The sequence below is a fragment of the Archangium sp. genome, from assembly GCF_036389735.1.
Lineage (GTDB): Bacteria > Myxococcota > Myxococcia > Myxococcales > Myxococcaceae > Archangium.
The window spans coordinates 1-15,204 of record NZ_DASVWK010000408.1 but is presented as its reverse complement, the minus strand read 5'-3'; the positions used below and the strand labels follow the sequence as shown (position 1 = coordinate 15,204).

Genomic DNA, 15,204 nt, shown 5'->3' with positions numbered 1-15,204 from the left:
CACCATGTACTCGACGAAGCCCACCTCCACGCCCAGCCGCCGCGAGGCCACACCCGCGAAGACGGAGTTCGTGGGGCTTCCGATCTTCGTGCCGATGCCGCCCACGTTGGAGCCGTAGGCCACCCCCAGCATGAGCGCGGCGCCGAAGTGCCCCAGCCGGCGGCCCTCGGAGGTCTCCAATTGGGCGATGAGCGCCATGCCGATGGGCACCATCATCACCGCGGTGGCGGTGTTGGAGATCCACAGCGAGACGGAGGCGGTGGCCACCAGCATGCCGAGCAGCAGCCGCTGGGGGGCGGTGCCGATGGCGCGCATGATGATCAGGGCGATTCTGCGGTGCAGGTTCCACTGCTCCAGGGCGGCGCCCAGGGCCATGCCCCCGAGGAAGAGGAAGATATAGGGGTCCACGTAGGGCTGGGCGGCGTGGCCCAGGGCGGCGGGCAGGCTGCCAGTGTCGAAGACGCCCAGGGTGGGGAAGAGGACGAGGGGGAGCAGGGCCGTCCAGGCCATGGGGACGGCCTCGGTGAACCACCAGAGGGCCATCCAGGCGGCCACGGCGGCGGCGGCGGCCGGGCGGTGCCCCAGGCCGGGCACCGTGTGGAGCCCCGAGGGGACGAGCAGGAGGGCCGCGGCGGCGAGCGGCCCGGCGAGCAGCCCGACCCGGCGGGTTCGGGAGGGGGAGGGGGAGGTCGCACTCGGGGAGTTGGACGTGGCCACGTGCCCACCGTGGCACATGGGGCGCGAGCAGGGCCATAATCGCCTCGCCCATGATTCAGATGTTTCACGTCTACAAGGCGTACCCGGGGGACCCCGCCGTCCTCTCGGACATCAATCTCCACGTGGAGAAGGGCGAGTTCGTCTTCCTCACCGGGCCCTCGGGCGCGGGGAAGACGACCCTCATGAAGCTCATCTTCGCCGGGGAGAAGGCCACCAAGGGGCAGGTGCTCGTGGGCGGGCGGAACATCGCGCGCATCCGCGAGTCGGCCGTGCCCTACCTGCGCCGCAACATCGGCGTGGTGTTCCAGGACTTCAAGCTCCTGCCGCACCGCACGGTGGCGGACAACGTGGCCTTCGCCCTGGACGTGCTGGGCGTGCCCCGCGCCGAGGCACGCGACCGCGTGCAGCGCATGCTCAAGCTGGTGGGCCTGCAGCACAAGGCGGACTCGTTGCCGCTGAAGCTCTCGGGTGGAGAGCAGCAGCGCGTCGTCATCGCCCGGGCGCTGGTGAACGACCCCACCATCCTCCTGGCCGACGAGCCCACGGGCAACCTGGACCCGGCGCTCACGTTGGAGATCATGGACCTGCTGATGGACGTGAACGTGCGCGGCACCACGGTGATGGTGGCCACTCACGACCACAGCCTCATCTCCCGCTACCAGAAGCGCACGCTGCGGCTGGAGCGGGGCTTCATCGTGTCGGACGAGGACGGAGTGAAGGCCGCCCGGCGGATGGCGGCGGGATGAGCATGCTGGCGAAGGCGGCCTACTTCTGGCGCTCAGCGGCCTCGGGCCTGCGGCACGCGCCCTTCGTGCACTTCGTCGCGGTGACCACCATCGCCATCGCCCTCTTCTCCGCGGGGCTGGCACAGGCCGTGGGGCGGATGGTGGATGGGCTCCTCGGCTCGCTGGGCGGCGAGGTGCAGGTGACGGTGTACCTGTCGCCCGAGCTCGATGAGGAAGGCGCCGCGGTGCTGCGCGAGCGGATGGTGGCCACCAGCGGAGGTCGGGCCACGCTGGTTCCCCCTCAGGCCGCGCTCGAGCGGCTGGCGCGGGAGCTGGGCGACCTGGGCGAGGCCCTGTCCCACCTGCCGGAGAACCCGCTGCCGCCCTCGCTGGAGCTGGAGGTGCCCCAGGAGCGGCGCACCCCTGGCGCGCTCAAGGCCCTCGCGCAGGAGCTGCGCGCGATGCCCGGCGTCACCGGCGTGGACTACGGCGAGGAGGCGGTGGAGCGGCTCTCGGCCATCTCGAAGGCGCTGCGCTATGGCGGGTGGGTGGCCTTCGTGGTGGTGCTGCTGGCCACGGTGGTCATCGTGTCCGCGACGCTCCAGCTCGCCATCTACGCGCGGCGCGAGGAGATTGAGATCCAGAAGCTGGTGGGGGCGACGGACCGCTTCGTGAAGGCGCCCTTCCTCATCGAGGGCTTCCTCCAGGGGCTGCTCGGAGCCGGGGTGGCGCTGGCGGGGCTGGTGACCTTCGAGCACCTGGTGGGGCCGGGCCTGTCCTCGCTCTTCTCCTTCCTGGTGGGGCCCGGGGGCGGCGTGTCGGTGCTGGAGCGGGGCCTGGCGCTGGAGCTGCTCATCGCGGGCTGCGGGCTGGGGCTGGGCGGGAGCTTCATCGCCGTGGGGCGCTTCCTGCGGGTATGAGCCGGCTCGTCCTCCTCTGGGTGCTGCTGGGCGGTACCGCGGTCCTCGCGCAGGACGAGGCGGTGGCGCAGCCGTCCGCGCAACAGGAGGAGGCCCCACGGGAGCCGGCGCTCGACGAGGCGGCGCAGCAGGCGGCCGTCCGCGAGAAGCTGGACACGCAGCGGGCGGCGCTCGCGCTCATCGAGTCGCGCAAGGTGTCCGCGCTGGAGGTGCTGGAGATGGTGGAACAGCGGGCGGCCACCAGCTCGCAGCGGGTGAAGACGTTGGAGCGGGACCTGTCCGTCTTCCGCAAGCGGCTCGCCGTGGCCGAGCACGAGGACGACGTGACGCGCGAGATGTTGCGCTCGCAGATGCGCCGGCTGTCGCCCCGGCTGTGGGGCATGTACCGGTTGATGAGGCGCCGGCCGCTGGAGGTGCTGCTGAGCGCGAAGGACTTCTCCGCCATGGTGTGGCGCTCGCGCGCGCTGCGGGCGACGCTGGAGGAGGACCTGAGGCTGCTGCGCACGGTGCAGCGGGTGGCGCGGCTGCGGCGTCAGGCGTCGGCCGAGCTGCGCCGGTTGCAGGGCTCGCTGGATGTGCGGCTCGTCTTCCTGAAGGAGCAGGCGTCGCTGGCCAGGGCGCAGCAGGAGGCGCTGGAGGAAGTGGTGGGCGCCATCAAGGGCGAGGCCGAGCTGGCGCGGCGCATGGTGCGCGAGCTGGAGCAGGCGGACGCGGACCTCACCCGCGTCATCCAGGACATGAACGAGGGCCCGGCCACGTCTGGCTTCGGGGCGCTCAAGGGCAAGCTGCCGTTCCCCGCGCCGGGCCTCATCGAGGTGGGCTTCGGCAAGGTGGTGAATCCGCGCTTCAACACCGTCACCGTGCAGAAGGGCCTGGATATTCGCGCGCCCGCGGGCTCGCCGGTGACGGCGGTGGCGGAGGGCACGGTGGCCTACGCGGGTTGGATGCGCGGCTATGGCAACCTGCTCATCCTGGACCACGGGGGCGGCTACCACTCGCTGGTGGCGCACCTGGCTTCCGTCACCCCCACGGTGGGCGATCGGGTGGAGGCGGGCGCGGTGGTGGGCGAGGTGGGAGACACCGGCTCGCTCAAGGGCGCCTACCTGTACTTCGAGATTCGCAGGGCCGGGCAGGCCGTGGACCCGGCTCCCTGGCTGGCCCCCACGCGTTGAGGGAGCGGACATCGCCATGCCCATCCGCACGGGGTTGATTGGCTACGGCCTGTCCGGGGCGCGCTTCCATGCACCGCTGCTCGCCGCGGAGCCCGCCTTCACCCTGGCGGCGGTCGCCACCCGGAGGGCCGAGGCCGTGGGGCGCGAGTGGCCGGGCGTGTGTGTGCTCTCCGTCGAGACGCTGCTGGCCGATCCGACGCTGGAGCTGGTCATCATCGCCACGCCCAACGACGCGCACGCGGCGCTGGCGGAGCGGGCGCTCCTGGCGGGAAAGCACGTGGTGGTGGAGAAGCCCTTCACCCTGGACTCGGCCGAGGCCATGCGCCTGGGCGCGCTGGCCCGCGAGCGCGGCCGGTGTCTGACCGTCTTCCACAACCGACGCTGGGATGGCGATTTCCTCACCGTGCGCCAGTTGCTGGAGCAGGGACGGCTCGGCCGGTTGTACAGTTTCGAGAGCCATTTCGATCGCTTCCGGCCCCAGGTGAAGGCGCGCTGGAAGGAGGAGGACGTCCCCGGCGGTGGAACGCTGTGGGACCTGGGCGCCCACCTGATCGATCAAGCCGTGGAGCTGTTCGGCCTGCCCGAGTCCATCAGCGCCGACCTCGGTCGGCAGCGCACGGGGGCGCGGGGCGTGGACTGGTTCCACCTGCTGCTGCGCTATGGCGAGCTGCGCGTCATCCTTCACTCCGGCTCGGTCGTGCACGAGCCCTGGCCCCGCTTCGTGCTGCAAGGGGAGGCGGAGGCCTGGAGCAAGCACGGGCTGGACCCGCAGGAGGCGCAACTCGAGGCGGGACTTCGGCCGGGCCTGGCCGGCTGGGGCATCGAGCCCGCGGAGCGGTACGGCCGGCTGAGTCGCGGCGGGAGCATCCCCACCCTCCCGGGGCGCTATGAGCGGTTCTACCGCCAGCTGGCCGAGGCCATCGCCGGCGAGGGACCCGTGCCGGTGACGGCCGAGAGCGCCGCCCAGGTCATCCGGGTCATCGAGGCGGCGCTGCGCAGCGCCGAGGAGGGCCGGCGCATCTCGCTCGACCGCTCCTCGGGGTGAGGCACCGGAAGAGTGTTGATTGGCCCGTCCCCCTGGCTGGCGCCCGGGCGGAAGATGATGCGGTGCGGCATGGAGGTCGTTAAGCTCCAGGCCGTGGATCTCATCTCGGGTTTTCCAGAGGTCACCCGGCGCATGCTGGTGGCGCGCGGGGTTCGGTCGGAGATGGTGGACGTGGCCGGCCAGCGGCTCCACCACTACGAGTTGAAGGGGAGCGGCAAGGGGCCGCCGGTGCTGCTGGTGCATGGATTGGGCGGGGCGGCCAACGGCTTCGCGCGCCTCTTTTTCGGCCTGGCGAAGCGCTTCGAGCGCGTGCTGGCGGTGGACCTGCCGGGACATGGCTTTTCGCCGGAGTACTGCCTGGGGCCGGCGTGCGTGCGCGGGCAGTACGACATGCTGGTGGAGTACTGCCGGAAGGTGGTGGGGGGCCCGTCCTTCGTGGTGGGCAACTCGCTGGGCGGGGCCATGTCGGTGCAACTCGCGGCCGAGCACCCCGAGCTGGTGCGTGCGCTGGGACTGGTGGCGCCGGCGGGAGCCGACGTGGGGCACGAGCGCATCCGCGAGGTGTTGTCGTCCTTCGACGTGCGGACGGCGGAGCAGTCGCGCGCGCTCACCCGGCGCCTCTTCCACCGGCCGCCGTGGGTGATGATGCTCTTCGCCAACGCGCTGCGCGGCATCTACAACACCCCGGCGGTGCGGGCGCTGAGCGCGGACGCGCTGGCCACGGGGGAGTACCTCAAGCCCGAGGTGCTCAAGTCGCTCGCCATGCCGGTGCTGTTCGTGTGGGGAGGGAGTGAGAAGTTGCTGCCCCACCAGAGCCTGGACTTCTTCCGCTCGCACCTGCCGGGCCACGCACGCTTGAGGGTGGTGGAGGGCTTCGGCCACATCCCGCATGTGGAGCGGCCAGACGAGCTGCTGTCCGAGTTGGTGCAGTTCGCGGACGCCAGCGGGCTGTAGGTCGGTTCAAGGTCGCGGGGAACACGCTAAGGGGGCTCTCCCTCAGGCCGGATGCCTTCCAGCGCCGAGCACCACTCCGACGATCTCCTCCTCACCGAGAACCTCGTCACGCAGCGAAAAGCGGAGCATCCCGAGCATCTGTTGGTAGACCGCTTCTCCAGTGAGGTGTTCCTTGCGCCAGCGGATGGCGGCCGGGCGCAGGTAGTTCTTGTACTGCCCGGCGAGCAGCCACTGAATCATCCGGTCCACAGTGGACCGGCGAACCTCGATGCACTCCTGTCGGTAGCGCTCCAGCAGCTTGAGCAACCACTCCTCGCTTGGGTCGAGTTTCGGGTTTTCTCGTTGAGCCCGGAGGCGCCGCGCCTCAGCGGCGAAGAACTCGCGCACCTCCTCGACCAGGGCTCCCGCGCGCTCCTGGAGCGCCAGTAGCGCTTCGGGCTCGGTGAAGTCGCGTTGCTGGGCGTGGCGGTACATCAGATCGAGCCCCTCCATATCCGTCAACCGCGTGGGCTGGCTCGTCTCTCCCCCCTGGCGCCAGAAGCCCCAATACCAGCCGAGCCTCGCGGCGACCACCGCGCTGGTGCTGCTCTCCGTGACAGCGCGACGGCCCACGCGCATCCTCTGGATGTGCTCGAAGCGCTTCGGCTCCATCCGCTGCAGCGTGAGGATGCGCTCGACGTGCCTACCGAGCCCGTCCATCGCATCATCCGTAGCGCCCGTCTCCTCTTGCTCGAGCGCCTTGCCGGTATAGGCATCCAGCGCGCCGGCCGGGTCCACCATCTCCTCGGCGGGGAGCACATGGCTGTCTTCGCCGAAGACCTCGAGGAACTCCTGGATACGTCGGCGCAGCACCTGCTCCAGCCCCAGTCCGGACTCGAGCCCGCGTTCGGGCAGGAAGCTGGCGACGTGGATCTCGTCATGCTCGCTACCGATACGGTCGATACGGCCGGCGCGTTGGATGAGCCGGACCGGGTTCCAATGCAGGTCGTAATTGATGAGTGTGTCGGCGTCCTGGAGGTTGACGCCTTCGCTCAGCGCGTCCGTGGTGATGAGCAGGTCGAGTTCGTCCTCGGGACGCACTTCGTCGCGGGCCCGGTTGGCTACGGGCGCGAAGCGGCGCGCCATCTGGGCCGCCTTGCCACTGCTCCCCGTTACCCGTGCGACCCGGCCGACCTTGGCGTCCCGGAGGTGCGCGTAGAGGAACTCCGCGGTGTCGGCGAACTGGGTGAACACCAGGGTGCGGTGTTGTGAGGGATGCCGCTGCCGCAGGTGCGCGAGGAGTCTCGCCAGCTTGGCATCCTCCACCACCGCCTGGGCCGGCATCCGTACGAGGATGTCCTGTACCCGCACGAGGTCGTGCTCCAAGGCATTGCGAAGCTGATCCCCATGAAACATGCCGGCGGGCATCAGCTCGCCGGGCTCATCGGGATCCGTGTCCTCGCTGCTGGGCAGACGCACCATGCCATCGCGCAGATCATTCATCGCGGACGCGAGCCGCTGTGCCAGCCGCTCGGCGCTGATGCGGAAGGCCTCCACGCTCGACTCGAGGCGCTTGAGCAGGAGCACCTTGAAAAGGCCGCGCAGGCTCGCCCCGGCACGTCGGATGCCGGTCAGCCGCGGGTCGTCCTTGTGGCGCTCCTGGATGAAGCCGGCGATCCCATGCAGCGGGTATTCCAGCTCGGCGAGCACTTGGATGATGCGCTCGTAGAGACCCGGGCCGAAGGTTCGTTCGATCTGGTAGCGCAGGCACTGCTCTGGTCCCGAGACGCGCTGGGGGAAGCGCAAAGGAATCCACATGCGCTCTCCCGAGGACTTACGCACGGGCAGCTTCGCGTCCGGGTACTGCGCCTTGATGTAGCGTCGCGTGCGGCGGACGAGCACGTGCTGAAGGACTGCGGCGAGCGAGGCCCGGTCCGCCTCCACGGCCCGGAAGAAGTCCTCGAGCGACTCTCCCGGGTAGGGAATGCGGACGTAGTCGTCCGGGAAGAGCTGAAGCTGGTGGTACACATCCCGGGGGCTGTTGTTCTGCGGCGTCGCCGACAGCAGCAGCACCTTGCGCAGGGAGGGCGCACCTCCCGGGCGCAACCACTCGCGCAGCAACTCGTAGCGCTGGGTGCCCGGGTTGCGGAAGTTGTGGGACTCGTCCAGCACCAACACTTGACGCGAGGAGTAGCGCCGCAACTCGTCCAGCTTCCCGTAGGAGAGGGTCTGCAGGTTGACGCCGGCCTCCTCGGCGAGCGTCACCCAGGCGGGACACACCGCAGGGGGCGCCACCACGAGCGCTGTCTGGCCCAGCGTGTCCTGCAGGTGGCGCAGCAGCGCCATGGCCACGTAGGTCTTGCCCAGACCGACCACGTCGGAGAGGAACACGCCACCAAAGCGTCGCAGCATCCCCTTGGCCGACTCGTAAGCGGCGACTTGGAACGTGGTCATCACGTCAAGCATGGGGTTGCGATCCGAGAGGTCCACTCCCTCCAGGGTGTCGTGGAAGTACTCGACCAGGACCTTGTAGTAGACGTCCTCGGCGCTCGCGAAACCTCCGGCCCAGCTCTCCTGGATCAGTGCGAGCACGTCGGCCGAGATGTCATCCGCCCGCTCGCGGTGACGGTGGAACCATTCGCGCGCTTGCAGGTGCGGCTCGCCGGAGAGCATCACGTCCAGCTCGCTCCCTGGCGGACGCTGGGTGAGCTCATGGGTGAGTGGGGCGGCGGGAAGGATGCTGCCGTGACTCCGGCTGATGAGCCGGGTGAAGAGGGCCTCGGACGGGTAGTGGAAGACGCGAGCCTCGCGCGAGACCAGCCGCCGCATCCACCCTCGCAGGCACTGCTCCCACGCCAGGGTATGCGGGAGTTGGTCCAGCTCCGAGCCAAGCTGTGCCAGCAGGGCGAGGCGGTGCGCGTGCGCCGTTTCGATTGAGAGGGGCTGGTGGGGTTGGCGGGCCAGCCGGGCATGTCCCCGTGGAGGCTGTGGCAGCAAGCCCGGTGCCGACAGGAGGAGGTCCACGTGAGGCTCCGACTCGAAGAGCCTGAAGGCATCCGCGCGCAGCTCGCCCGGAGACACCAGCGTGCGTGATTCGAACTCCGTGCTCATGGCGTCATCCTCTCTTCATCCAGGTCCACAACGAGGTGGACAGCAAAGGGGCTCCCGACTGCGTGGAGGCCTGGGGCGGACTTCGCAGCCAGTCGAGAATCGAGGTGGTGAGGAGCACCGGTCCCACCGGGTCCGTGTCCTCGGAGCCCCGCATCTCCTCGGGGCGGACCGGAGCTGGCGCCTCCTGGGGCGGGAGCAGTGCGGGAACTTTCTCGGGGGCGGGTGCCGCGGGCGGTGTGGCGGGCTCCTCGGCCTGGATGGTGGGCACGTGGAGCGGGGCCAGCTCGAAGCCGACGGCGGCCTGGACGATGGGGGGCCAACTCTCCACGGGCTGTCCCGCGTGCTCTAGGAAGAAGGAGACGGGGGATAGCGCCGCCCGCATCGCGGGCCAGCCATTCCAGGCGCTGGAGGCGAACGGGGGGAGCATGCGTCGCGCGTCGGGCGCCCCGTGCTGATGGGGCGGATGCCACTCCCAACCCGAGGGAGACGGCTCGGTCGCCGGTCCCTTCCACCACCCGCAGAGAGCGCGCACCAGCAACGCGCGTCCGACCTTCCGAAGCACGCCGCCACCTGGGAAGGCCGCGTCCACCAGGCCTGTGACGCTGGCGAGCGCACTTCCCACGTCGCTGGCGAGGTTGCGGGGCAGGGGGGACTCCAGGATGCGGCAGAGCGGGGCGGGATGGGCCTCGGGATGAGACAGGGCCTCCAGGAGCTCGGCCAGCGTGAACAATCCGATGAAGAGCGTCTCTTCCGGGACGTCGAGCCCCTCCTGCCGCAGGGCCTGGAGCGAGGGCCCCGGCCGGAGCGTCGAGCCTGTAACGCCATGGCCCTCGTCCGTTTCACCAGGGCGGGCCACGAAGCTGCCCATGAGCATGACGAGGTGGGGCAGGTGTTCTCCCACCAGCCTCGCCGTGGCGGCACGATCCGCCCAGTAGTTGGCGGACGTAAGCCGTGGCTCCACCCGGGGCCGATGAGGCAGGAAGAGGCAACCGTCGGCATCCAGCAGCCCGGTGCTCTCCAGACCCGGGCGTGGAGGTACCTGAAGCGCAAGCTCCCGCCGGCCGAAGCCCGGGGGCGTGATGTCCTTTGTGCCGTCCACGGCCTTGGCTTCCTCTTCTTCGGCTTCCTGATCCGCCTCTTCGACATCCTCCGCGTCCTCGCTCACGTCGTCCACGGCCCGGGGGATGGCCTCGCGGATCTGCCAAGGGATGACCGTGAGCCCAACGATGGGGCCTGGTTCCTCGGCAAGCCCAGCGGGCAGCACGGCGAGGGAGAACGTGCCGGGGACGACGGAGCGCAGCTTCGGGGCGCGGGTAAGGGGCCACAGGCGTGCGAGCAGCCCCGCGAGGTTCCTCGGCTCACCGGACTCCGGGATGCTGTTGGATGGGCCGAAGAGAGCGTGGACGGCTTCGTACAGCGACCGGCGGGCCAGGCGGGTGAGCAGTCGCGACGGCCCCCCGAGGAAGCGCTCCAGACGCGAGTGGGCATTCTGGAGCTGTACGTACGCACGGCGCAGGGGCGTCTGGACGATACCGGGCACGCCGGGAGGCAGCCCAGTGGGGTGGAGGGTCGCGGGGAGCACGTTCAGTCGCTGGAGGATCCACCGGGACGGCAGGTCTTCACGGCCGCGCACCAGCTCCTGCTTCAGCGCATGGAGTCCTGCGATAAGCTCCTCCCGTCGCTCTCCTGTGGCGAACTCGAGCTTCTTCCGGACGGCGGACGACGGTTCGGGCTCCTTCATGGCCCTCTTGAGCATTCCGCACACGGCCTTGCCTCCGTGCTTGATGGCCAACTTCCGCAACTCGTCCGCCGTCATGCCCAGGGCGGCGGCGGCGGGCTGCTCGTACCACGGATGGAGCACGGGCTCGGCGAGCTGCTGCACGGGCAGGGGAGGTCGGTTGCCCCGCGCGGGGCGGAGGCGCACGGCGGTGCCGCAGCCCTTGTCCGCGACGTCGGGGGCTGACTCGCAGATTTCGAAGGCGCGGTGTGGGCCGGTGACTCTGCCGCAGGCGCAAGCCCAGCGCTGCGTTGCTTCGGTGTCGTGGAACCAGGTCTCGTGGTTTTGAAGCCGGGTAGCGGGGAGGCCGAGAAAATGTGCCGCAGGTCCGTCGCCATGCATCACCTCCACATCCGGGGGGGCTGACAGTGGATGCGTGAGGTGTGCTGCCTCGAGCACGTCGAGCAGGTGGTGGAAGAAGGGAGGTTGCTCACCCGACCAGTGGCGCTCGGTTCGGGCGACCCGCAGGGCCCCGGTGGCATCCCGGGCGAGCCACCAGATCCTATCTCTCGCGCTCAAGCCTGGCGCATGGGGATGCGCGGGGATGCCCTCTCCATCGCGCATGCGGAAGCGCAGGTGGAGATCCGGTCCGGTCGCCAGGGGGCCTTCGAGGGGCACGTAATGCAGGGTGCCCTCGATGCGGCCCACGGCCTCGAGTGGCTCTCCCGTCCCGCCATCGAACCAGATCCACGTCGGAGGGGCCGGCTCGGTGAGCGAGGGCTCTTCCACGAGCAACTCCACCGGCTCGCCATCCTCGTCATACGGCGCATCTCCCGCTGCCAGCCATCCGAGCACCGGTATGGCCCGGCCATTCGGCAGGACGAGGTGGCCCCACGGGACCTCGGGAGGCTCCAGGCCCACGACGAGCGTCAGTCGCCACCCGGTGCGCAGGCCGGCGCGATCGACGATTTCCTCCTGCCGGAGCTCGAGGACGGTGCCTCGGACACCCGGTGGAATCCGCCAGCGCTGGGGGACGGAGAACTCTTCTTCTTCCCGTTCCCTTCGCTGCCTTCGTGTCTCCTTCTCCCGCGTCTCCTTCTCACCGGAGCTGTGGGCGTCTTTCAGAAGGTTCCAGAGCGGGGTCTTCTGGGATGTCCTGAGCCATTCGGTCGACTCCGAGTGGTTATGGCCGACACTCCACAACGAGAGCGGGGCTTCGAGCCAGACGTCACCAGGCTCGACGCGCTCGCCGCGGACACGCCGCAGCCAGTGCAGCCCCGGCCCGGAATGCCACGGGGGGGCAGGAATGTCGACGTGCAGCCTCCGTTTGCGCTGGAGGGACTGCCGGAGCCCAGCGTTGGATGCGAGCAGATGGGGCGAGAGCCATGCGGCGGAGCGCTGGGAGGAGACACGGAGTGAGCGCATGGGCCGCAGCTCGACGCCGCGGGTGGCCAGGTGCGCGGCGCCCTCGAGGGAGCCCGCGCGCAACGAGGCGAAGGGGCGGAGCGCGGAGGCAATCCACCAACTCGTCGGGCCTACCGCGGGAGCACCCAGGCGGAGATTGGTCTCCAGCAGGCCGTTCCGGGGCGGGAGTAGCCGAGGCGTGCCCTGGGCGTCCGCTAGCGGCAGCACGAGGTCCCCCGCCGGATTGAGCCGAGCACAGGCCACGGGGAGCCAGGTTCCCATGGGCAGGTCCACTGCGGCTTCCGGACAGGCCCACGCGGGTGGATGGTTCGCGGCGCGCGGGTCGGTATGGCACAGCACCGGGAGGCGCTCCGTTGGGCGGGTGGAGTCCGTGTCCACCGGATCGAGGACCGTTTTGAGGAAGTGCTTGCCGAGCAACAGCAGTGGCTCCGCGCGAGGCGCCAGGCTGCGCAGGCGGGAGACCAGCTCGCGGGGAAGCTTGCGGGGGTCGTCCTCGTAGCGACGGAGGTACTTGCCCAACACGGCGACCTTCCGGTGGCCGGCGATCTCCAGCAGCGTGCACAGGCTCGCGCCAGCGAACGACATGAAGGGACGCGTGCCGGGGCGGCCAGCGGGTACCTCGTGGGGAGGTGTCTCGGGCAGGAGCGTCTGCGAGGCCTCCTCCTCGTCCTTGATGTCGACCTGCAGGAGATCCTCGAGCGAGTCGTCCTCGAGCAGCTCCTCCTCCTCCTCCGTTCCCCCGGCCCACTGACGCGAGGCGGGAAGTCGCGGGTTGAGCAGCCGGCCATTCTCCTGGACGCGGGGGACGAGCCGGTACCAGGTGCCATCGATGACCATGCGCCCGTCCTCGGTGACCTCGAGCACGGCCGCGCGAAGGCTGACCGGGAGGCGGGTGCCATCGTCAGCACAGATGATCTCGAGCTCAAGCGTCAGGGGGCGCACCCAGCTCTGGCCGGTGGCGAGCGCCCTGTCCGGGGAGGCATCCGCGTCCGCGAGCTTGTAGCGCAGGAATCGGATGCGGCCGCGCCGCGAGTCGAGCCCGATGGGGAATCCATTGCGGAGCACGCGCTCCAGGCCCCAGAAGGCGCGGGGCTCCGAGTCGGAGACCTGCTCCTGGAGGAAGGCCTCGCGCTCGCGGCGGAAGTGCTCACCCCAGGCGTCACCGGGGAGCGGCCCGTGGGGCGACACGGGTTGCGCAGGCCACTCGGCGGCGAGCTGGATGGGAGAAGCGCCGAGCGTCTCCCCGTGCCGCCGAAGCAGCTCCGCATCGGTCTCGCCGCCGCGGGGACGCAGCAGCTCCAGCCGTCGCAGCCAGAGCACCGGGTTGTCATGGACATCATCACCGCCGAGCGCACCCACGAGCGGGCGGGAGCGGTAGGGACTGACCCCCTCGGCCTCAATCGCGCGGTAGACGAACTGGCACTTGTTCCACCCCGGGGCGATCGCGATGACCAACCCATACGGGTGAACGCGGAAGACGGGTTGGAACACGGACGTGTAGCGGTACGGGAAGGACAGCTCGAGCAGGGACACCACGAAGGTGCCATGCCGCGCGACCGTCCTCAGGCGCTTGAGGGTCTGGGTGGGCCCGATGCGCTCGCTCTCGTCGATGTCGTGGGGGGCATAGCGCAGCTCGTCCACGAACAGCCGGGTGAGCAGGGCATGCACGGTGTCGACGTCATCCGCTCGCGTGAGTTCCTCGAGGAGCGCGAGCCACACCCTGCCGCGATGGATGGTGTCGACCCAGGCGCTGAAGTGCGTGGCGGCAGTCCACGGCTCGCTCTGGGCGAGGGGGAGGGGCGTGGCAACTACGAGAGCTTGGTTGGAACTCGGAGCCGGGGGCGTGTTCAGGCGCGCGACGAGCGCCATCACCGAGCTGACGTCGTCGTGTGTGAGCGCCTGCCAACCCTTCCGGGTGAGGCTCTCGCCGAGAGCACGAGCCTCCTCTCGAAGCGGACTGTTCTCGAGCGTCGACAGCAACTGCCGCACGATGAGCTGCGCGGATACATCACCCTGGGAAACCAATGCGCCTCCCCCACACCCGGAGCATGGCAGTGCGCCAATGGACGGGCACCTAGTGGAGGAGGTTACCGAGGGCTGAGAGAGGTGGCCAGGGCACTTATGCTCAAGACGTACGAGCCAGCCTCCGGGTGAGTTCGGGACGCACTCCTGGCATTGCTGCCGTTGATGCACGCGCCGGACGCGGCGCAGTTCTGGCAGCTCTCCCCTCGTGTGCCGCACACGGTGAGCGCCGTGCCCGTCTGGAAATCCTTGGGTCTTGTCGACGACCGTTGGGGCTGGAGCCTACGCTGCTCCACCTTGCGTTGACACGACCGGGCCGTGAGAGTGCCCCAGCCTCCTACGTCTTCAGCCAGACCCGTAGGGGGCCGATGGGCTCGAAGCCCAGGTCACACCACACGGCCAGCTCGTCCCCATGCTCGTAGCCCACGACCGGCAGGCCCGGGAACGCGGCCATGACCTGCCCGAGCAGCTCCGCGCGCAGCGTTCCGGACTCGGCTACCGTGAAGAACGTGTTCGACAGGCTCACGACGTTCGCGGCGCGATACGCGATGGCGCCGGCGACGAGGGTGTCCTCGTGGTACGCGGAGAGGAAGCTCACGCCCGCCTCATCGAGCAGGCCAGGACGGAACACTGCGTGCGCTGGAGCCGGCCCGGTGCTCCCGGGCTGGCCGCTCCAGGCCGCCTCCCACGCGGACAGTGCGGCCGTGTCGCGTACCCGGACCCAGCGCGCTCCGCTCGGGCTGGTGGTGGCCGGCCTCTCGGGGGAGAAGTGGATCCACTGCGCGGAGAACAGCTCCGCGAAGCCCCGCGGTGCGAGGTCGAGCGTCGCGAAGCTGTCCTTGACCCCCCAGCGTCCCGGCAGGTCGAGCGCGGAGAGCGCGTCCAGCTGTTGGGTCTCTCCCCGCGGCGTGAGCGTGACGACGTTGGGGTAGAACCGAGGCACCTCGGCACGGTTCAGCCACAGCGCTTCCTCGAACTCGCCCGGGTGCCCGTGGGTACGGCAGACCGCGTCGCACCATGCCGCGTTGTTGAAGGCCGCCGCGACCACTCTGTCCAGCCAACGCATTCGCATGGAGGTGCTTACTCTATGGGGCGCTCGGTGATGGCATACAGGCTACAAGGTGCGGGGCGGAAGAACTCGCAAGGAGCCGGTCAAAAATGAGCAAGGTGTACGCGGACGCGAAGTCAGCCCTGGACGGGCTGTTGAAGGACGGCCTCACCATCGCCGCGGGTGGCTTCGGCCTGTGCGGCATCCCCGAGAACTTGATCGCGGCCGTGGCCGACTCGGGCATCAAGAACCTGACCATCTGTGGCAACAACGCCGGCGTGGACGGGTTCGGCATGGGCGTGCTGCTGAACAAGCGGCAGGGGAAGAAGGTCATCGCCTCCTACGTGGGCGAAAACAAGGAGTTCGAGC

At 69.7% G+C, this 15,204-nt stretch carries 10 protein-coding genes; 6 read left to right on the top strand and 4 right to left on the bottom strand.

From position 1 onward, the window contains the following. Positions 1–717: SLC13 family permease (locus VF794_RS14730; protein ID WP_331110852.1), on the bottom strand; the 717-nt coding region annotated here is incomplete at its 3' end. Positions 718–767: 50 nt separating this feature from the next. Here VF794_RS14730 and ftsE point away from each other — a divergent pair. The 5 genes from ftsE to VF794_RS14705 all read left to right on the top strand — a co-directional run bounded on the left by ftsE (position 768) and on the right by VF794_RS14705 (position 5,533). Further along, positions 768–1,463: a cell division ATP-binding protein FtsE gene (ftsE, locus tag VF794_RS14725; RefSeq protein ID WP_331110850.1), complete on the top strand. Its 696-nt coding sequence runs from the start codon at positions 768–770 to the stop codon at positions 1,461–1,463. Continuing rightward, positions 1,460–2,362 carry an ABC transporter permease gene (locus VF794_RS14720; protein WP_331110848.1) on the top strand — a complete coding sequence of 301 codons (903 nt, stop codon included), beginning with the start codon at positions 1,460–1,462 and terminating at the stop codon, positions 2,360–2,362. The genes ftsE and VF794_RS14720 overlap by 4 nt, the downstream gene beginning before the upstream one ends. Beyond that, positions 2,359–3,534, top strand: a complete 1,176-nt coding sequence (locus tag VF794_RS14715; protein WP_331110846.1) for a murein hydrolase activator EnvC family protein — start codon at positions 2,359–2,361, stop codon at positions 3,532–3,534. Before VF794_RS14720 ends, VF794_RS14715 begins: the two co-directional genes overlap by 4 nt. Before the next feature lie 16 nt (positions 3,535–3,550). Continuing rightward, entirely contained in the window at positions 3,551–4,579 is a 1,029-nt protein-coding gene (locus VF794_RS14710; RefSeq protein WP_331110844.1) for an oxidoreductase, read from the top strand. A 93-nt stretch (positions 4,580–4,672) separates the two neighbouring features. Next, positions 4,673–5,533 (top strand): alpha/beta fold hydrolase, encoded by an 861-nt coding sequence (locus tag VF794_RS14705; RefSeq protein WP_331110854.1) that lies wholly within the window; start codon positions 4,673–4,675, stop codon positions 5,531–5,533. A 42-nt stretch (positions 5,534–5,575) separates the two neighbouring features. Here VF794_RS14705 and VF794_RS14700 read toward each other — a convergent pair whose 3' ends face one another. From VF794_RS14700 to VF794_RS14690, 3 genes are all read right to left on the bottom strand, one after another. After that, on the bottom strand, positions 5,576–8,623 hold the full coding sequence (locus VF794_RS14700) for a DEAD/DEAH box helicase (RefSeq protein WP_331110842.1): 3,048 nt from the start codon (positions 8,621–8,623) through the stop codon (positions 5,576–5,578). A gap of 4 nt (positions 8,624–8,627) precedes the next feature. Then, a complete protein-coding gene (locus VF794_RS14695; RefSeq protein WP_331110840.1) occupies positions 8,628–13,790 on the bottom strand; it encodes a hypothetical protein in 5,163 nt (1,720 codons plus the stop codon). A 334-nt stretch (positions 13,791–14,124) separates the two neighbouring features. Further along, positions 14,125–14,859, bottom strand: coding sequence for a hypothetical protein (locus VF794_RS14690; protein WP_331110839.1), 735 nt, complete (start codon positions 14,857–14,859; stop codon positions 14,125–14,127). A gap of 86 nt (positions 14,860–14,945) precedes the next feature. Here VF794_RS14690 and VF794_RS14685 point away from each other — a divergent pair. Next, positions 14,946–15,204: CoA-transferase (locus VF794_RS14685; protein ID WP_331110837.1), on the top strand; the 259-nt coding region annotated here is incomplete at its 3' end.